This is a genomic window from Nonomuraea sp. NPDC005730, from assembly GCF_040630865.1.
Classification (GTDB): Bacteria; Actinomycetota; Actinomycetes; order Streptosporangiales; family Streptosporangiaceae; genus Nonomuraea.
The window spans coordinates 152,089-170,719 of record NZ_JBEXYK010000008.1; the positions used below are offsets into that span (position 1 = coordinate 152,089).

The 18,631-nt window shown below is 73.3% G+C and carries 17 protein-coding genes; 7 read left to right on the top strand and 10 right to left on the bottom strand.

The window, feature by feature from the left end; genetic code table 11:
* Nucleotides 1-83: 83 nt before the first annotated feature.
* The gene (rlmN, locus tag ABZ444_RS13875; protein WP_357995465.1) at nt 84-1,184 is read left to right on the top strand and encodes a 23S rRNA (adenine(2503)-C(2))-methyltransferase RlmN; all 1,101 of its coding nucleotides are present in this window, start codon (nt 84-86) and stop codon (nt 1,182-1,184) included.
* A 39-nt stretch (nt 1,185-1,223) separates the two neighbouring features.
* Here the strand turns inward: rlmN and ABZ444_RS13880 are convergent, their stop codons facing one another.
* The 3 genes from ABZ444_RS13880 to ABZ444_RS13890 are packed head-to-tail and all read right to left on the bottom strand — an operon-like array spanning nt 1,224 to nt 3,430.
* A complete protein-coding gene (locus ABZ444_RS13880) occupies nt 1,224-1,931 on the bottom strand; it encodes an SGNH/GDSL hydrolase family protein (protein WP_357995467.1) in 708 nt (235 codons plus the stop codon).
* 31 nt (nt 1,932-1,962) lie between these two features.
* Nucleotides 1,963-2,634, bottom strand: a complete 672-nt coding sequence (locus tag ABZ444_RS13885) for a hypothetical protein (protein ID WP_357995469.1) — start codon at nt 2,632-2,634, stop codon at nt 1,963-1,965.
* A 37-nt stretch (nt 2,635-2,671) separates the two neighbouring features.
* Nucleotides 2,672-3,430: an ATP-binding cassette domain-containing protein gene (locus ABZ444_RS13890; RefSeq protein ID WP_357995471.1), complete on the bottom strand. Its 759-nt coding sequence runs from the start codon at nt 3,428-3,430 to the stop codon at nt 2,672-2,674.
* A 137-nt stretch (nt 3,431-3,567) separates the two neighbouring features.
* On the opposite strand from ABZ444_RS13890, the gene ABZ444_RS13895 reads away from it, so the two are divergent.
* On the top strand, nt 3,568-4,068 hold the full coding sequence (locus ABZ444_RS13895; RefSeq protein WP_357995473.1) for a DivIVA domain-containing protein: 501 nt from the start codon (nt 3,568-3,570) through the stop codon (nt 4,066-4,068).
* Between the two features lie 24 nt (nt 4,069-4,092).
* Here the strand turns inward: ABZ444_RS13895 and ABZ444_RS13900 are convergent, their stop codons facing one another.
* Nucleotides 4,093-4,740, bottom strand: a complete 648-nt coding sequence (locus tag ABZ444_RS13900; RefSeq protein ID WP_357995475.1) for an HAD-IA family hydrolase — start codon at nt 4,738-4,740, stop codon at nt 4,093-4,095.
* Nucleotides 4,741-4,743: 3 nt separating this feature from the next.
* Nucleotides 4,744-6,315: an FAD-dependent monooxygenase gene (locus tag ABZ444_RS13905; protein ID WP_357995477.1), complete on the bottom strand. Its 1,572-nt coding sequence runs from the start codon at nt 6,313-6,315 to the stop codon at nt 4,744-4,746.
* A gap of 66 nt (nt 6,316-6,381) precedes the next feature.
* On the opposite strand from ABZ444_RS13905, the gene ABZ444_RS13910 reads away from it, so the two are divergent.
* The gene (locus ABZ444_RS13910) at nt 6,382-6,975 is read left to right on the top strand and encodes a PadR family transcriptional regulator (RefSeq protein WP_357984218.1); all 594 of its coding nucleotides are present in this window, start codon (nt 6,382-6,384) and stop codon (nt 6,973-6,975) included.
* On the opposite strand, the gene ABZ444_RS13915 is transcribed toward ABZ444_RS13910, so the two are convergent.
* The 5 genes from ABZ444_RS13915 to iolC all read right to left on the bottom strand — a co-directional run bounded on the left by ABZ444_RS13915 (nt 6,956) and on the right by iolC (nt 12,530).
* On the bottom strand, nt 6,956-7,960 hold the full coding sequence (locus ABZ444_RS13915) for an AI-2E family transporter (protein ID WP_357995479.1): 1,005 nt from the start codon (nt 7,958-7,960) through the stop codon (nt 6,956-6,958). The genes ABZ444_RS13910 and ABZ444_RS13915 overlap by 20 nt on opposite strands.
* A gap of 61 nt (nt 7,961-8,021) precedes the next feature.
* A complete protein-coding gene (iolD, locus tag ABZ444_RS13920; RefSeq protein WP_357995481.1) occupies nt 8,022-9,857 on the bottom strand; it encodes a 3D-(3,5/4)-trihydroxycyclohexane-1,2-dione acylhydrolase (decyclizing) in 1,836 nt (611 codons plus the stop codon).
* The gene (gene iolB / locus ABZ444_RS13925) at nt 9,854-10,693 is read right to left on the bottom strand and encodes a 5-deoxy-glucuronate isomerase (protein WP_357995483.1); all 840 of its coding nucleotides are present in this window, start codon (nt 10,691-10,693) and stop codon (nt 9,854-9,856) included. Before iolB ends, iolD begins: the two co-directional genes overlap by 4 nt.
* A complete protein-coding gene (locus ABZ444_RS13930) occupies nt 10,690-11,595 on the bottom strand; it encodes a deoxyribose-phosphate aldolase (protein WP_357995484.1) in 906 nt (301 codons plus the stop codon). The genes iolB and ABZ444_RS13930 overlap by 4 nt, the downstream gene beginning before the upstream one ends.
* Entirely contained in the window at nt 11,592-12,530 is a 939-nt protein-coding gene (gene iolC / locus ABZ444_RS13935) for a 5-dehydro-2-deoxygluconokinase (protein WP_357995486.1), read from the bottom strand. The genes ABZ444_RS13930 and iolC overlap by 4 nt, the downstream gene beginning before the upstream one ends.
* 225 nt (nt 12,531-12,755) lie before the next feature.
* Between iolC and ABZ444_RS13940 the strand changes: the two genes are divergently transcribed.
* The 4 genes from ABZ444_RS13940 to ABZ444_RS13955 are packed head-to-tail and all read left to right on the top strand — an operon-like array spanning nt 12,756 to nt 18,626.
* Complete coding sequence (locus ABZ444_RS13940) at nt 12,756-13,934, top strand: CehA/McbA family metallohydrolase (protein WP_357995488.1); 1,179 nt, start codon at nt 12,756-12,758, stop codon at nt 13,932-13,934.
* Nucleotides 13,925-14,824, top strand: a complete 900-nt coding sequence (locus tag ABZ444_RS13945; protein ID WP_357995490.1) for a TIM barrel protein — start codon at nt 13,925-13,927, stop codon at nt 14,822-14,824. The genes ABZ444_RS13940 and ABZ444_RS13945 overlap by 10 nt, the downstream gene beginning before the upstream one ends.
* Complete coding sequence (locus tag ABZ444_RS13950) at nt 14,821-15,909, top strand: Gfo/Idh/MocA family oxidoreductase (protein WP_357995492.1); 1,089 nt, start codon at nt 14,821-14,823, stop codon at nt 15,907-15,909. The genes ABZ444_RS13945 and ABZ444_RS13950 overlap by 4 nt, the downstream gene beginning before the upstream one ends.
* Nucleotides 15,900-18,626: an alpha-mannosidase gene (locus ABZ444_RS13955; protein ID WP_357995494.1), complete on the top strand. Its 2,727-nt coding sequence runs from the start codon at nt 15,900-15,902 to the stop codon at nt 18,624-18,626. The genes ABZ444_RS13950 and ABZ444_RS13955 overlap by 10 nt, the downstream gene beginning before the upstream one ends.
* The last annotated feature ends 5 nt before the right edge of the window (nt 18,627-18,631 follow it).

The window sequence follows — 18,631 nt, forward strand, 5'->3', positions numbered from 1 at the left end:
GCCGGCGTTCACTAACCTGGCCGGTGAGAAATCCCGGTAGCCCAACCAGAATCCCGGAAGTCCCCCCAAGCAAAGGCAGGAACGTGTCCCAGCAGCCAGGCCAGCTCACCTTCGTCGCACCGCGACGGGCCAAGCCCGCGCGGCACCTGGCGGACCTGTCCATGGCCGAGCGCCGGGCCGCGGTCACCGAGCTGGGGGAGAAGGCGTTCCGTGCCGACCAGCTCTCGCGCCACTACTTCGAGCGCCACACCGCCGACGTCGCCGAGATGACCGATCTGTCCGCGGTGGCCCGCGACAAGCTGTCGGCGCTGCTGCCGACGCTGCTCACGCCGGTCAAGGAGCTGACCACCGACGGCGGCACGACCCGCAAGACCCTGTGGCGGCTGTTCGACGGCGCGCTGGTCGAGTCGGTGCTCATGCGCTATCCCGAGCGGGTGACGATGTGCGTGTCGTCGCAGGCCGGTTGTGGCATGAACTGCCCGTTCTGCGCCACCGGACAGGCGGGCCTGACCCGGAACATGTCCACCGCCGAGATCGTCGAGCAGGTGGTCTCCGGCGCCCGCGCGCTGGCGGCGGGCGAGGTGCCGGGCGGTCCCGGCCGGGTGAGCAACATCGTCTTCATGGGCATGGGCGAGCCGCTGGCCAACTACAAGCAGGTGATCGGCGCCGTGCGCCGCATCGTCGACCCCGCGCCGCACGGTCTCGGCATCTCCGCGCGCGGGGTCACGGTCTCGACCGTGGGGCTGGTGCCCGCCATCGGCAAGCTCGCCGAGGAGGGGCTGCCGGTCACGCTCGCGCTGTCCCTGCACGCGCCCGACGACGAGCTGCGCGACACGCTCGTCCCGATCAACACGCGGTGGAAGGTGGCCGAGGTCCTCGACGCGGCCTGGTCGTACGCGGCGAAGACCAAGCGCCGCATCTCCATCGAGTACGCCCTGATCAAGGACATCAACGACCAGGAGTGGCGGGCCGACCTGCTCGGCAAGCTGGTCAGGAACAAGCTCGTGCACGTCAACCTGATCCCGCTCAACCCCACACCCGGATCCAAGTGGACGGCGTCCCGGCCGGAGGACGAGCGGGCGTTCGTGCGCCGGCTGGAGTTCCACGGGGTGCCGGTGACCGTGCGCGACACCCGGGGCCGCGAGATCGACGGCGCCTGCGGCCAGCTCGCCGCGGCCGAGTAGCCGGCGACCGCCCCGAGCAAGGCGGCGGTCGCCGCCGGGCTACCTCGTGGCGGTCGAGCGGGCGGCGAAGGTCTCGACCAGGTCGGCGATCATGGCGGCGCCCCGGCTGTTGAGGTGCACGGTGTCGGTGGTGAGCCGCAGGCCGCGGCTGCTGGAGATGGCGTCCAGGCTGCGGCCGAGCAGGAAGTGCTGCATGGCGGCGGTCTGCGCCTTGTTGCTCTCGGGACGGTAGTGGGTGCGGGGTGAGGTGCCCTCCAGGTCGGCGGTCATGCGCTCGTTGAGCGGCAGATAGGTCACGCCCTGCTGGGCGGCGACCGTCCTGACGATCTCGGCGAACTCCTGGGTGCGGCGCACCGGGACCGAGTCCAGGTCCTCGCCGATGACCGGCGGGGACAGCAGCGCCACGCGGGCCATGGTCTCGTTCTGCAGGCGGGCGGCGATGGCCGTCAGGTTGGCGGCGTACGCGGCGGCTGTGGGGGTCTGCGTGAGCTTCCAGCGCTTGCGCAGGGCCCTGGCCCGCCTCTCGCTCAAGGTGGCGTTGGCGTCATTGGTGCCGATGAGCACGGTGACCACGTCCGGATCCTGCCGCACGACGTCGTCGAGACGCTTGAGCAACTCGGACGACGGCTCGTAGTTGACACCCGCGTTGATCACCGTCTCGCCGGGCAGCCGGTCGCGCAGCATGGCCACATAGTCGACGCTCACTTGTCCGCGGGTGATGCTGTCACCCAGGCAGATCACCTTCACCGTTGCCTCCTCAGGGGTGAGTGAACGCTTACTAACCTACCCTACGGCGCCTCCAGGCATACAGGGCGAGTCCCGCCAGGCACCACGCCAGGGAGATCGCGGACAGTTGGGGCAGCCGGTCCAGCAGCTCGCCGGCGCCGGCCGTACGCATCCAGACCACCAGCGGAACCGTCAGCCAGTACGCGGGGGACGCGCTGAGCAGCAGCATCACCAGGTAGCCGAGCACCAGCGACATGATCGAGACCGCGGGGGAGCGCAGCACGGCCCGGCTGGTGAGCGCGCCGAGCGCCGTCCCGGCGAGCACCGCCAGGGCGTGCAGGACGAGGGCCGCGCCCAGCACGTCCCGACCCGGGCGCTCGCTCAGGCCGAGCAGGACGGCCCACGCGAGGCCGACGGCGGCCAGCACGGCGCCGGCGACCAGGCTCGCCACCAGCCCTGCGGCCACCTCCTTGCCGCGCCCGCCCGCGGTGACCGCCGACAGCTCGCGCTGCCGGTCGGGCTCGGTGTCCAGCAGGCTCCGCGTGGCCCAGGCCAGGATGGGGATGATCAGCACGGCGCCGTCGGCCAGCACGGCGGCCTCGGTGCCCTTGGGCGCGCGGCTGCCGTAGACGATCGCGAGCATGGCGAGGGTGAGCAGGAGCGCCTGATGGACGCGGTGCGACCGCACGTAGGCGGCCAGCCGGAAGACGGCCAGGGCGATCACCGGGGCTCCTCGGTCAGGCGGACGACGGCCAGGGCGATCATCCGGGCTCCTCGGGCGGGTCGGGGTGGGCGTGGTCGAGGTCGGTGGTCCGGTAGCCCTGGTCGTGCATCCTGGTCAGGAAGAGCGGGAGCTCGTCGGCGGGCAGGGTGACCGCCACGGTCGTCAGCGGGCGTTCCGGAGCGGGGGCCACAGGGGCCGCGGGGGCGGCCTCCTTGAGGTGGCCGTCCACGATCGACCACGAGCGCAGCCCGGGAAGGTCGCGCAGGCCGCCCTGGTGGTCGCTGGCGACGACGATGCCCCCGCGCCCGGCGACCTCGGTGACGATGGCGGGCAGCGTCTCGCGGGCGTCGGCGTCCAGGCCGGCGAAGGGCTCGTCCAGGATCAGCAGGCCGGGGTCGGCCATCAGGGCCTGGACCAGGCCGACCTTGTGGGCGCTGCCCTTGGACAGCTCGCCGAGTGGCAGGCCGAGGAGGTGGCCCATGTTCAGGCGTTCGGCCCAGGGGCGCCACCGGGCGCCGCCGCGTACGGACGCCATGTGCGTCAGGTAGGAGGTCACCGTGAACGGCTGGGCCGTCGGGAAGCGGTCGGGGGCGAAGCCCACGACGCCGGGACGGTCGGTGATGTGGCCCCGCGTCGGCCGCGCGAGCCCCGCGAGGAGCCGCAGCAGCGTGGACTTCCCCGCTCCGTTGACCCCGGTCAGCTCGATCGCGTCGCCCGGCGCGAGCTGCGCGTCGGCCTCTTCGAGGATGAAGGGCTGACGTCTTCGGTAGCGAAAAGAGACCTGTAACAGTCGCATGGTGCTGTAACGGTATATGTCAGGGCGCAGGGCCGTGATAAAGGGCCTCACAATGGAGAAACCCCCGGCACATCTCAGGAGGAGTGGGCTTGAACCGCTTTCCGCGCGTCATGGGTATGCGTTCAGGCTATGACCCCGTGGAAGTCGACGCCCTGATCGCGCGCATCGAGTCGACTTTGGGCAGGGGCCCGCACACGGTCGAGCCCGTCACCGCCGACGAGGTCCGCACCGCGACCTTCCGCGCCAAGCGCGGCGGCTACCACGAGACCGCGGTGGACTTCGCGCTGGAGGCGTTCGTCGTGGCCCTGGAGACCCAGGCCAAGCGCCCGGTACGGCTCGCCATGGCCGAGCCCACCGGGGAGCTGCTGCGCGAGGAGTGGTTGGAGACCCAGGCTGCCCGGGTCGAACGCGTGGCCTTCCGCCCCGGCCGCATGGGCACCGGCTACAACGAGGACGAGGTCGACGCCTTCCTCGACCGCATCGTGGCCACCCTGCGTGGCACGACCGAGTTCGCGGTGACCGCCGAGGAGGTGCGCGAGGCCCGGTTCTCGACCGTGCTCCTGCGCGCCGGCTACCTGATCGCCGATGTCGACTCCTTCCTCGAAGGCGTCGCCGAGATCCTGGACAAGCCCCGCTAGGCCCACGAGCCGGCCTGAGCTCCGCTACGCCCGTTCGACGGCCGCGAGCAGGCCGCGGAGGTCGGGCAGGACCACCCGGACGACCGCGGGGCCGGCGGGCCGCTCGCCGTGCCGGTTGATCCACACCCGGCGGACGCCCAGCCGCTCGGCCGGGATCATGTCGTGGAAGTGGCTCTGGGCCACGTGCACCCACTCGGCCGGCTCGTACGCCCTCCTGAAGTGCTCGAAGTGCGCCTCGTCCGGCTTGTAGGCCCCGGCGTCCTCGGCGGTCACCACCGCGTCGAACGGCACGGGCAGCCGCCGCAGCGTCTGGGCGATCAGGTCACGGTCGCAGTTGGTCAGCAGCGCCAGCCGCCGGCCCGCCGCGCGCAGGGCCGACAGCTCCGCCCCGACCTCGCCGTACACCGGCCAGTAGGGCAGCGTGGCGGCCAGCACCGAGGCGTCGTCGTCGTTCAGCGGGACTCCGGCGTCGGCGCAGGCGCGGCGCAGCGCCTCGGCCATGACGTCCCGGTAGCGGGCCCGTGGCGTCTCGGCCTCGACCGCGCTCTCGTGCCGCAGGTACGCCGCCGGCAGCTCCTCCCCCCTGCCGGGTGCGATCAGCTCAAGGCTGGTGCCGATGCCGTGCCGCCAGTCGACGAGGGTGCCGAAACAGTCGAACGTGATCCATCGCATAGGTCACATGATGACCCTTCCGAGCACCTGGTCGAGCGCGCGGCCGATCTCGCCCTCGACCGCCGGTCCTTCGGACCGCCAGGCCACGTAGCCGTCCGGCCGGACCAGGACGGCGGTGGCGTCGCCGTAGCGTTCGGCCCAGGCGTCCTCGACGTCGAGCACGTCACCGCCCACCTGGTGCACCCGCACGCCTGGCCCGGCGGCCCGCGCCCAGTCCGCGCCGCCGGGGCCGCACAGCAGGACGAACGTGTCGTGGAACAGGTCGTGGACGCCGATGCGCACGCCGTCCCGGTCGAGCCAGAGGTGCGGGGCGCGGGTGCCGGGACGGGCGCCCTGGGCCACCGAGTCGCCGAACACCGTCTCGTGGGTGGCGCCGACCATGGCCGACGAGCGGTAGCGCTGCCCCAGGATCGCCACGACGTGGTCCAGCGGGTCGTCCTCGGGGGTGGAGCCGAACCTGGCCGCCTGGCTGCGTACGGTCAGGTCGGCCAGCTCCAGGGCGACCGGGCGGCGCTCGGCCTCGTAGGTGTCGAGCAGCGCGTCGCAGGCCCGGCCGGCGAGCACGGCGGCCAGCTTCCAGGCCAGGTTGTGCGTGTCCTGGACGGCCGAGTTGGCGCCCAGGCCGCCGGCCGGCGGCCAGACGTGCGCCGCGTCGCCGACCAGGAAGACCCGTCCCTCGCGGTAGCGCGTGGCGACGCCCACCGCCTCCTCCCACGCGGCCCTGCTGACGATCTCCACGGGCAGATCGCGGCCGATCAGCTCCTTGGCCGAGGCGACCAGCCGCTCGTCGGTGAAGTCGTCGGGCGACTCGGCGGCGGGGTCGTACGTCAGGGCCATGCCCCAATGGTTCGGCAGCGCGTGGGAGACCATCGCGCCCGAGGCCGTCCCGCCGGGCGTGCCGAGGATCCAGAACAGCGCCCGCTTGGTGACCAGCTCCGACAGGTCGGCCCTGAAGACGAAGGACTGGTAGGCGCGCAGGACGCCGAGCCCTTCGCGGGCGATGCCCAGTCGCTCCCTGATCGTGCCGCGGTAGCCGTCGGCGGCGATCAGGTAGCGGGCGCGCAGGGTCCGGCGCTCGCCGGTGCGGGTGTCCTCGGTCACCACCGTGACGCCGTCCGCGTCGGGCTCGATCGACCTGCACGTGGTGTCGAAGCGCAGGTCGGCGCCCCGGGCGCGGGCGGCCTCGGCGAGGATCGGCTCGACCGTGCTCTGGTCGGCCAGGCCGTACTCGCCCGCGGTCAGCTCGGGCAGCGCCCGGGAGGAGCCGCCCTCGAAGATCCACTGCCACTCGCCGGCCAGCGTCGCGCAGCGGGCCACGCCCCCTTCCTCGTCGAAGGGCCGCCCGGCCTCCTTGACGGCCTGCTCCAGGCCGAGCGGCCGGTAGATCTCCATCGTGCGCGGGGTGATGCCGCGCGCCCGGCCCAGGAGTGACACGCCGGGGTGGCGGTCGACGAGCACGCACGGCACCCCGTGGTGGGACAGGAACAGGGCGGAGGTGAGCCCGGCGTAGCCGCCGCCGACGATCAGCACGGGGATCTCGGTCATGACGCCCTCTGGGCGGTCTGATGTGGTCATGGGCTTGATAGTTGCATTGCAACTAGTATCAAGTCAACTAGTTTCGCTGAACGATAGGGTGAGCCCATGGCGCTCGACCGCGGCTCGCCGCTCGCTTTGACCGTGCTGACCCTGCTGAACCACCAACCCCTGCACCCGTACGGCATCCAGCGGTTGCTCAAGCAGTGGGGCAAGGACCTGGTGGTCAACGTGGGCCAGCGGGCAGGGCTCTACCGCACGATCGACCGGCTGGACGAGGCCGGGCTGATCAGGGTCAGGGAGACCGGGCGCGACCAGCAGTACCCGGAGCGCACGGTCTACGAGATCACCGACGAGGGCCGCGAGCGGCTGCTGACCTGGCTGGACGACATGCTCAGCCGTCCCAAACAGGAGTTCCCGCAGTTCCCTGCGGCGCTGGCGAACGCGATGCTGCTCGGCCCCGGCGGGCTGTCCGACGCGCTGGAGCGGCGGGCGGCGGCCGTGGAGCGCACGCTCGCCCAGCTGGAGTCGAGCCTGGCCGAGGAGGACCTGCCGCGGGTCACGATGCTGGAGTGCGAATACCTGCGCGAGGTGACGGCGGCCGAGGCCCGTTGGCTCCGCGCCGTCATCGCCGACCTGCGCGAGGGGCGGTTGGAGTGGTCACGCGAGCAGCTCGAACAGGTCAGCTCGGCCCGGGAGTGATCAGTTGCGGGCGCGGCCGCCGCAGCAGCGCGACGAGCACCGAGGTCACCGGCGCGGCCAGGAACGCCCCGGTGATGCCCGCGATCACGCTGCCCACCGTGATCGCGACCAGGATGATCGCCCCCGGCAGGTCGAGCGCCTTGCCGTAGACCTGCGGCGCCAGCACGTGCCCTTCGAGCTGCTGCACCGCCACCGTCACCGCGACCACGATCAGCGCCACCAGCCACCCCTTGGCCACGAGCGCCACCACCGCCGCCAGCAGCCCGGCCATGAACGCCCCCACCACCGGCAGGAACGCCCCCACGAACGTCAGCACGGCCAGCGGCAGCGCGATCGGCACGCCGAGGATCCACAGCGCGAGCCCGATGAAGAAGCCGTCGACCACGCCCACGATCGCCACCCCGCGGATGTAGCGCCCGATCACCCCGAAGATCAGCACGCCGGTGTCGCGGCAGCGCGTCTTGGCCCCCTCGGGCAGCAGATCGACGATCCAGGCGAACAGCCGCTCGCCGCCGTGCACGAAGTACACCGACAGGATGACCGCGAGCACGGCGCCGACGACGATCTCGCCGGCCGTCCTGACCCCGGCGATGGCGCCGCTGGTGATCTGCCTGCCCTGCTTGGACACGTACTCCTTGGCCTGGGCGAGGAGTCGCTGGTCGTCGAGCCCGAACCGGGCGGCCAGGCCGTGCAGGTCGCCGAGCGCCTTGCCCAGGCTGGTGCGCATCTCGCTCAGGCTGTCGACCGTGGGCGGCACCAGCAGCGCGATCAGCGCGCCGGCCAGCAGCAGGCCGCCGACGAAGACGATCGTGGTGGCCAGCGCCGGGCCGAGCCCGCGGGAGGTGAGCCAGCGGGCCGGCGGGTGCAGCAGCGCCGTGAGGAAGACGCCGATGATCACGGACATGACGACCGTGCGCAGGTGATAGAGGCAGAAGAAGGCGACCGCGATGATCGCGATCCACCCGAGCGCCTGCCACGGCCTCATACCCAACCCCCGATCGTGCCTGGTCAGTGGCCTTCCCGGCGGCGATCGAGGGCAACCCTGGTCAGGACGGCGGGCTCAGGTGCGCGCGCTGCGACCGCTTGGCCTCCTCGTACGCCGCCCGCTCGGCCGGCGCGCCCACCCCGGCCACGGGCACGTCCCACCACGCCTGCGAGGAGGGGACGTCGTCGGCCATGGGATCGGTGCGCACGTGCACGACGGTCGTCTCGCCGGACGAGCGGGCCTCCTCCAGGGCTTTGCGCAGGTCGGCCAGCGACTCCGGACGCAGCACGGCCGCGCCCAGGCTGGCGGCGTTGGCGGCCAGGTCGACCGGCAGCGGCCCGCCCGTACGGGAGCGGTAGGACGTGCCCAGGCGGCGCGCGCCCACGCTCTCCGACAGCCGCCCGATGGAGGCGAAGCCCGAGTTGTCCACCAGGACGACGACCAGCTTGACGCCCTCGGCGACCGCGGTGACCAGCTCCTGCGCCATCATCAGGTACGACCCGTCGCCCACCAGGACGAACACCTCGCGCTCCGGCGCGGCCAGCTTGACGCCGACGCCGCCCGCGATCTCGTAGCCCATGCAGGAGTTGCCGTACTCGACGTGGTAGCCGCCGGGGCCGCTCGGCCGCCACAGCCTGTGCAGGTCGCCCGGCATGGAACCGGCCGCGCACACCACGACGCCGTCCGGGCCCGCCGCCGCGTTCACGGCGCCGATGATCGCCGCCTGCGACAGCGGGGAGCCGTCGAGCGCGTACGCCCGGTCCACCTGCGCGTCCCACTCCCGGGAGAGCGCGGCGGCCCTGGCCGTCCAGGCGTCGTCGGAGCGCCGGCCGGCGACGGCCGCGACCAGGTCGGCCAGGCATTCGCGGGCGTCGGCGACCAGTTGCAGCCCCGACAGCTTGGCGGCGTCGAAGGCGGCGACGTTGACGTTGACGAACCTGGCCTCCGCCGCGAAGAGCGACCTCGACGCCGTGGTGAAGTCGCTGTAGCGGGTGCCGATCCCGATGATCACGTCGGCCTCGCGGGCCAGCGTGTTGGCGGCGGTGGTGCCGGTCGCGCCCACCGCGCCCACCGCCAGCGGATGGCCGTGCGGCAACGACCCCTTGCCGGCCTGGGTCTCGGCGACCGGGATGCCGTGCGCCTCGGCGAAGGCGGCCAGCTCGGCGGTGGCCCGGCTGTAGATCGTCCCGCCGCCCGAGACGATCAGCGGGCGGGCCGCCGACCTGATCACCTCGGCCGCCCTGGCCAGCGCGGCGCGTTCGGGTCGCGGGCGCGGCACGTGCCACACCCGGCGGGCGAACAGCTCCTCGGGCCAGTCGTACGCCTCGGCCTGCACGTCCTGCGGCAACGCCAGCGTCACCGCGCCGGTCTCGACCGGGTCCGTGAGCACCCGCATGGCCGCCGTCAACGCGGACGGGAGCTGTTCCGGCCGGTTGATCCGGTCCCAGTACCGCGAGACCGGCTTGAAGCAGTCGTTGACCGAGATGTCGTACGAACGCGGGTCCTCCAGCTCCTGGAGCACCGGGTTGGCGGCACGGGTGGAGAAGACGTCGCCGGGCAGCAGGAGCACGGGCAGCCGGTTGATCGTCGCGCCGGCCGCGCCGGTGATCATGTTGGTCGCGCCGGGGCCGATCGACGTCGTGCAGGCCAGCGTGGCCAGCCGGTCGGCGGCCCGGGCGTAGGCGGCGGCGGTGTGCACCATGGCCTGCTCGTTGCGGGCCAGGTAGTAGGGCAGGTCGTCGCCCGCGGTGGCCAGCGCCTGGCCGAGCCCGGCGACGTTGCCGTGGCCGAAGATGCCGAAGCAGCCGCCGAAGAAGCGGCGCTCCTCGCCGTCCCGCTCGCTCCACTGGGCGGCCAGGAAGCGCACGACGGCCTGCGCGACGGTCAACCGGGTCATGCGTGCCCTCCGAACGGCAGTCTCGGGTCGATGTCCTGACCCGACCAGGACGAGCGGATCCAGGCGTGACGGGGATCGTCGCAGAACGCCATCGAACGCTCCTCCGCCGGGCCCGCCAGCACGTTGAGGTAGTACAGGTCATAGCCCGGGGCGGCCATGGACGGCCCGTGGTAGCCGTAGGGCACCAGGACGACGTCGCCGGAGGACACCTCGGCCAGCGTGTCGACCTGCCCCCGCTCGGAGGAGTAGACGCGCTGGTAGCCGGGCCCGTCGCCGGCGACCTCGAAGTAGTAGACCTCCTCCAGCACGGCCTCGCCCGGGTTGGGGGTGTCGTGCTTGTGCGGCGGGTAGGACGACCAGTTGCCGCCCGGGGTCAGCACCTCGACGGCCATGAGCTTGTCGCAGTCGAACACGCCGGGGGCGCAGAAGTTGTTCACCTGCCGGCTGGCCTGCCCCGCGCCCCTGATCTCCACCGGCACCCGGGCGGCGGGCACGTGGCGCGGCGGCAGCGACCGGGTCGCGCGGGCCGACGGCAGCGCGATGCGTCCACCGCCGCTCAACGTGACCTGGACGCCGATCGGCAGGTACGCGAAGTCGCTCGGCCCGTCGAACACCGACCCGCGCCCGGCCAGCACGAACGTCTCACCGCCGACCTCGACCGTGCACGACCCCGACAGCGGAAGGACGATCATCTCCTCCTCGCCGGTGCCGAACGACAGCGGCGTGCCGGTCAGGTCCGCCACGCGCAGCCCGGAGTAGGTCCAGCCGGCCAGCGAGGGGGTGATCTCCACCGACCAGGGGCCGCCGGCGGCCTTGCCGTAGGGCAGGTAGGTCATGAGTGTGCCTCTCGTACCAGGGCGGCGGCGCCGTCCACCGCCGTCGCCACGTCGTCGTCGGATGGGTAGAGCAGGGCGCGGCCGACGACCAGGCCGAGCACGCCGGGCAGGGCCAGCGCGCGGTGCCAGTCGGCGTAGGCCGTGCCGATGTCGGGCGGGTCGCCGCCGAGGAGCAGGGTGGGCAGCGTGGTCGCGGCCATCACCCGCTCCATCTCGGCCACCACGGGGATCTTCAGCCAGGTGTGGGCCGAGGTGGCGCCGAGCGCCTGGGCGACGCTGATCGAGCGGATCACGGCGTCGGGGGACAGGTCGTTGCGCAGCGCGCCGGACTCCGAGCGAGCCGCCCAGAACGGCTCCACCATGGCCACCAGCCGCCTGCGCGCCAGCCCGGTCACAGCGTGGGCGCACGACTCCAGGGTGGCGGCCGTCGCGTGGTCGCCCGGGTCGATGCGGCACAACATCTTGCCGCCGTCGAGGCGCATCGTGTCGATGGCTTCGGGGTCGAAGCCGGTGAAGCGGTCGTCCAGCTCGAACACCGAGCCCTGCAGCCCGCCCCGGTTCATCGAGCCGAAGGCCAGCTTGCCCTCCAGCGCGCCCAGCAGCAGCAGGTCCTCCAGGACGTCGGGGGAGGCGAGGATGCCGTCCACGCCGGGCCGGGCCAGGGCCGTCTGGAGGCGGTCGAGCAGGTCGTGGCGGCTGCCCATGGCCAGCGGGCGGTCGCGTACGGACAGGGCGCCCCTGGCCGGATGGTCGGCGGCGATGATCAGCAGCCGCTCGTCCGGCCCCGGCATCCGGCGGCGCTGCCGGCGCGCGGCGGCCTCGGCGATCTCCTCGGGGCGGGTCGCGCGGATCCGCGTGAGCCACTCGTAACGGGCGGTCCTGGGCAGCGTGAGGTCGCTCACGTGGGCACCTCGTTCAGCAGCTCGTGCACCTCGTCGGTGGTGGGCATGGCGTCGGCGCAGGCCAGCCGGGCGGCCACGAACGCCCCGGCGGCGCCCGCGAAGCGGATGGTGCGCTCCAGCGGCCAGCCGCGCAGCAGCCCGAGGCAGACCGCGCCGCCGAACGCGTCCCCGGCCCCGATGCCGTTGACCACCTTCACCTCGACCGGCTCGGCCACGACGGTCTCGGTGGCGGTGCGGGCGAGGACCCCATCGGGGCCCATCTTGACGATCGCCACCTCGACCCCGGCGTCGAGCAGGGCCTGCGCCGCCGCCTCCGGCTCGCGCACGCCCACGGCGGTCTCCACCTCGTCCAGGTTGCCGACGGCCACGTTCGCGTGCGGCAGCGCCTCGCGCGCCGCCGCGCGGGCGGCCGCGCGCGACTCCCACAGCGCCGGACGGTGGTCGAGATCGAACACGGTCCAGCCGGAGGTGCGGGCCGACAGGGCGGCGGCGTGCGCCGCGCGGCTCGGCTCCTTGCTCAGGCCGGTGAGGGAGAACCAGAACAGGCCGGTCGCGCGGATGGCGTCGAGGTCGAGGTCGCCGGGGGTGAGGCGCAGGTCGGGCGGATGCTCGCCGCGGTAGAACCAGATGGGGAAGTGGTCGGGCGGGAAGATCTCGCAGAACGTGACCGGGGTGGCCGGGCCCTCGATGACGCTCACGTAGGCGTCGTCCACGCCGAACTCGCGGATGGCCCGTCGTACGTACGCGCCGAACGGGTCGGCGCCCACCGCGGTGATCACCGCCGAGCGCAGGCCGTGACGTGCCGCCGCGACGGCGACGTTGGTCGGGCTGCCGCCGAGGAACTTGCCGAAGGTCTCGACGTCGGCCAGCCCGACGCCGGTCTGCAGCGGATAGACGTCGACGCCGCAGCGGCCGATCGTGATCAGGTCGTACAACGCACCTCCAGAGGACGCACCTTACCTCGACACTATGGCATATTGTCATGACATAAGGATGTCCGCTATGTTGTTGATGATCCTTCAGGACGGGCCCCCGTCACCTCACTTCTGTAGTGTCGGGCGGTGAGGAGGTTCGCTCATGTTCGTCCCCAACGGCGTCCATCACGAACAGCACACCACCAAGCTCTCCTTCCGCCCCGCCTCAGGCAAGGGCGGACCGGCGTGAAAGGCCACTGGAGCCTCGACGACCGGCTGGAGCGGTCGTTGCGCGAGGTCCCCTTCGAGGTGCCCGCCGGGTCGGAGTCCGTCACCGTGCGGCTCGACCACGACCGGTCGCAGGGCGTGCTCGACCTCGGCTGCGGCTCGCCCGGCGGCTTCCGCGGCTGGTCGGGAGGGGCGCGTACGGAGTTCACGATCGCCCGCGACTGGGCCACCCCCGGTTACCTGCCCGGCGTCCCCGAGCCCGGCACCTGGCACGTGTGGCTCGGGCTGCACCGCGTGCCGCCGCAGGGCCTCGACTTCACCCTGGAGATCACGGTCGGGCGCACGGCCCCGCCGGAGCCGGTCGCCGCCGAGCCGCCGCCCGGCGAACGGCCGCCGCGCAGGGACGTGCCCGACGTCGGCGGGCTGCGCTGGTTCGCCGGCGACTTCCACGCGCACACCGTCCACAGCGACGGCGCGCTCACCGTCGCCGAGCTGGCCGAGCTGGCCCGCGGCCGGGGCCTGGACTTTCTGGCGGTCACCGACCACAACACCGTCAGCCACCACCCCTGGCTGCGCGCGACCGACCGCGGCGTCACGCTCATCCCCGGCCAGGAGGTCACCACCGACCGCGGCCACGCCAACGTGTTCGGCGAGGTCGGCTGGGTGGACTTCCGGCGGCCCGCGGGCTCCTGGGCCGAGCACGCCGGGCGCGCGGGCGGCCTGATCTCGATCAACCACCCGCTGGGCGGCGACTGCGCCTGGCTGCTGCCGGTCGACGAACGCCCGAGGGTGGCCGAGGTGTGGAGCTCCGGATGGTGGGACCGCCGCTGGGGCGCGCCGCTGGCCTGGGCCGACGCCTGGCGCGACGACGTGGTGGCGATCGGCGGCAGCGACTTCCACCGGCACGGCAGCGACGGGCTGCCGGGCGCGCCGACCACGTGGGTGCTGGCCGAGGAGCCGGGCGCGGTGCTCGACGGCGTACGCGCCGGGCGCACCGCGGTCTCGGCGGGACCGGACGCGCCGCTGCTGCTCCGGCTGGGCGACGAGCTGCTCGCGCTCGACGCCGACGGCCTGGTGCTGGTCCGCCCCGGCGGCGCCCGCCAGGTCGTCCGCGGCGAGCGGGCGCTGCTCCCCGCCGCCGAGGGACGCCACCGCCTGGAGACCTACGAGAACGAGGTGATCGCCCTATGCGAGTGAGGAGAGTCGCGAACGCGCCGGTGAGCTTCGGCGTGTTCGAGCTCAGCGACGCGCCGCCGCCGCTGGGCCCCGACGAGATGGTCCGCGCGCTGGCCGAGGCGGGTTACGCGGGCATCGACTCCGGGCCCATCGGCTATCTCGGCACCGGACCCGGCCTGGCCGCCCGGCTGTCGGCGCACGGCCTGCTGCTCGCCGGCGGCTGGGTCGACCTGCGGTACGGCGACGCCGAGGCCTACCGGCGGGGGCTGCCCGCGCTGGAGGCCGCGCTCGACGTGTTCGCCGCCGCCCCCGAGGCGCCCGCCCTCCTCGCGCCCCGGCCCACGCTGGCCTGCTCGGGCTCGCCCGAGAGGTTCGCCAGGCCCGGCGGGAGCGCCCCAGGGCTGCCCGCCGCCGACTGGCCCGGGTACGCCGCCCGCGTCCAGGACGCCGCCGACCGCTGCCGCGAACGCGGCCTGGAACCCGCCTTCCACCACCACCTCGGCACCTACGTCGAGACCCCCGACGACGTCGAGCGCCTCCTGGAGCTGACCGACGTCCAGCTCTGCCTGGACACCGGCCACCTGCTGCTGGCCGGCGGGGACCCGGTCGCGGCGCTGCGCGCGTGGGCCGGCCGCGTCGGGCACGTGCACGTCAAGGACGGCGACACCAAGATCCTGGCCGCCGCCCTGGACGACGGCGCCGACCTGCGCGAGCTGATGGCCAGGGGCGGCTTCACCCGCCTGGGCGACGGCGAGCTCGACCTGCCCGCGGTCGTGGCGGCGCTGGACGCCATCGGCTACGAGGGCTGGATCGTGGTCGAGCAGGACACGATGCCGGGCCGCCGCCCGGTCGGGCGGAACATCGCCGACCAGGCCGCCAACCGCGAGCGGCTGAGGGAGCTGGGCCTGTGAGGATCGCGCTGGTCGGGTGCGGGGCCGTCACCCAGGCGGTCTACGTGCCGCTGCTGTCCAGGCGGCGGGACCTGTTCGAGGTGAGCGCCGTCTGCGACCTGTCGCGCACGCTGGCCGACGTCGTCGGCGACCGGCTGGGCGCGCCCCGGCGCTACACCTCCCTGGCGAAGATGCTGGCCGACGGCGGTTTCGAGGCCGTGGTGGTGCTGGCCTCCGGCTCCCACGGCGAGACCGTGCGCCGGTCGCTGGCCGCCGGGTACGCCGTGCTGTGCGAGAAGCCGCTCGCGCTGACCAGGGCGGAGGTGGCGGCGCTGCCCGAGGGGCGGCTGATGGTCGGCTACATGAAGCAGTACGACCCGGCCGTGCACCGGGCTGTCGGGCTGCTGGAGGAGCTGGGCGGCCCGGCGGCCGTCCGGTCGGTCGAGGTGACCGTGCTGCATCCCAGCGGGGAGTCGCAGCTCGCGTTCGCGAACCTGGCGCGGGCCGGCGACGTCGATCCCGGCGTGCTCGGCTCGTTGCGCGAGGCCGAGGACACGCTCGTCTCCCGAGCGCTGGGCCAGGCCGCCCCGGAGTCGCTGCGCAACGTCTACGCGGTCTCCCTGGGCTCGATCTGCCACGATCTGTCGCTGCTCAGGCGCTTCACCGGATCGCCGCGGGAGATCGCGCACGTGGACAGCTGGGGGCCGGCGCCCGGGTCCGTGGAGATCTCCGGGCCGCTGCCCGTGGCGGGCCGGTTCCACATCCGCTGGCACTACCTGGACGGCTACCCCGCCTACCGCGAGACCGTCGCGATCCACCACGACGGAGGCACGCTGGAGCTGGTCTTCCCCACGCCCTATCTGATGAACGCGCCCACCACCCTCACCGTGGTCTCCGGGGCCGAGACCCGCGCCGAACACCGCCAGGTGACCGAGGCGTTCGAGGTACAACTGACGGCCTTCCATGCTTATGTGAACGATGGCAGCCCGCCGCTCACCGACGCGGCCGGCGCACTGGAGGACATCGTGACGGCTCAGCGGATCGCCGCCCGCTACGCCGTCCAGCATCGGCTGCCCATCGGAGGGGAGGCGGCGGCATGGACATAGTGGTCGTACCGCACACGCATTGGGACAGGGAGTGGTACGAGCCCTTCCAGCGCTTCAGGCTGCGGCTGGTGGACCTCCTCGACGAGGTGCTCGACACCATGGAACGCGAGCCCGCCTACCACTTCACCCTCGACGGCCAGCTCGCCTGCGTGGACGACTACCTGGAGGTACGCCCGGAGAACCGGCACCGCGTCGCGGCGCTCGTCGAGTCCGGGCGGCTGGCGGTGGGGCCGTGGCAGATCCTGCTCGACGAGTTCCTGTGCTCGGGCGAGAACATCGTGCGCAACCTCGAACTCGGGCTGGCCGGTGCGGACGAGCTCGGCGGCGCGATGCGGGTGGGCTACCTGCCGGACATGTTCGGCCACACCGCCCAGATGCCGCAGATCCTGCGGCGGGCCGGTATCGAGCACGCCTGCGTCTACCGCGGGGTGCCGTCGTCGGTGACGACCGACGCCTTCGCCTGGGTGGCCCCCGACGGCACGGCGATCCGCACCCAGTACCTGCCCGAGGGCGGCTACGGCAACGGCGCCCACCTGTTCTCCGACGCCAAGGGGCTGGAGGAGCGGGCGGCGGAGTTCGTCGCCACCATGCGCGCCTGGCACGGCCCCGAGGGCGAGCTGCTGGCCATGTACGGCACCGACCACTCGGCCCCCGTGCGCGGGTTGCCGGAGATGGTGGCGGCCGTCGGCGCCCGCATGGACACCTTGTCTGGATATATCGAGAAATTCTCGGGTGACACCGCGGGGCTGCCCCAGGTCGCCGGCGAGCTGCGCTCGCACGCCCGCGCCAACATCCTGCCCGGCGTCATCTCCGTCCGCGCCGCCGTCAAGCAGGCCATGGGCCGGGCCGAGCGGATGGTCGAGCGCTACGCCGAGCCCCTGGCCACGCTCTGGGGCGGCCCGTGGCCCGGCCGCTTCCTCGACATGGCCTGGCGGCGGCTGGTGGAGGCCAGTGGCCACGACTCGGTCACCGGCTGCGGCGTGGACGAGACCGCCCAGCAGGTCGCCGCCCGCATCGCCGAGGCCGAACAGCTCGGGCAGGCCGTCCGCGACATGGTGACCGCGCGGCTGGCGGCGGCGGTGCCGGCCGACGGCGTGCTCGTCGTCAACCCGACGCCGGCCGTGCGCAGCGGTGTGGTGATCGCCGACGTGGCCGGCGGCAACGGGCCGCTGGTGGGCCCCTCCGGCGCGCCGGTGCCCACCCAGCCCCTGGAGTGCGCGCCGGTGCTGCTGCTGGACGAGCGGATCGACCCCCGCACCGTGCTGGGCTTCGTGCACGGCACCGAGCTGTACGGCCAGCACGTCATCGGCTGGCGGGTGTTCGACGACATCCTCCTCCTCACCGTGGGCAGGGAGCCGCGCCTGCCGTTCGACCAGGCCGAGGTGCGCCGCGCGCTCGACGGCGTGACCTACGTCCGCGTCGAGGCCGAGCCCCGGCGCACGGTCGCCGCCCTCGTCGAGGTGCCCGCACTCGGCCACACGAACCTGCGCCCCGGCCCGCCCGAGCCCACGCACCCCGCTCCGCTGGAGGAGTTCCGCAAGAACCGCCACCACCAGCACTGCTGGCTCTCCTCCGACACCCACGTCCTGCCCGTCAAGGCCGACTCCAAGGTGATGGACAACGGGCTGCTGCGGGTCGAGATCGAGCCGGACGGCACCCTCGGCCTGTTCGGCAGGGACGGCCGGACGATCACCGGCGTGGGCCGCATCGAGGACGGCGGCGACGCCGGCGACACCTACAACCACGCGCCCCCCGCCGACGACCTGGTCGTGTCCGAGCCGATCTCGATCGACACGGAGATCATCGAAGGGGGGCCGCTCGTCGCCGTCGTGGAGATCACCCGGCTCTACCTGTGGCCGACGGCGGGCGAGCCCGTCCCGAACACGCCGGAGCGGCCGCCGATCGCGCGTACCGGCGCGACCGAGGACGTCGTGGTCACCATGCGGGTCGAGCTGCGGGCGGGCGAGCCGTTCGTCCGGCTGCGGGTGTCGTTCGACAACAGGTGCGCCGACCACCGGGTGCGGCTGCACGTGCCGCTGCCGAGGCGGGCCGACCATTCGCTGGCCGAGGGGCAGTTCGCGATCGTGCGGCGGGAGCTCGAAGCGGAGGGCGGCTGCGGCGAGACCCCGCTGCCCACCTTCCCCGCCTCCGGCTGGGTGGCCGCCGGCGGCGTCGCCGCGCTGCTGGAGCACGTCACCGAGTACGAGCTGCTGGACGACGGGTACGAGCTGGCGCTCACGCTGCTGCGCTCGGTCGGCTATCTGTCGCGCAACCACAACGCGCTGCGGCCCGAGCCCGCCGGTCCGCAACTGCCGACCCCCGCCGCGCAGTCACGCGGGCCGCACACCGTGTCGCTGGCGCTGATGCCGTACATGGACTGGCGGGACGTGCCGCCGCAGGCGGAGATGTTCCGGCACGACCTGCTGGTCGTGCCGGGCAGCGGCGATCGCGAGCTGAGCCCGCCGCCGGCGGCGCACGGGTTGTCGGTGTCCGGCCAGGGCGTGACGATGAGCTCGCTGCGCCGCCGCGACGACTGGCACGAGCTGCGCCTGGTGGCGCTCACCTCGTCCGACACCGAGGCCGTGGTGCGGGGGGCCTTCACCCGGGCCAGGCGGGCCGGCCTGACCGGCGGCCCCGGCGAGCCGCTGGAGACCGCGGACGGCACGCTCAGGCTGCCGCTGAAACCGTGGGAGATCGCCACCGTCCAGCTCAGCTGACCGGG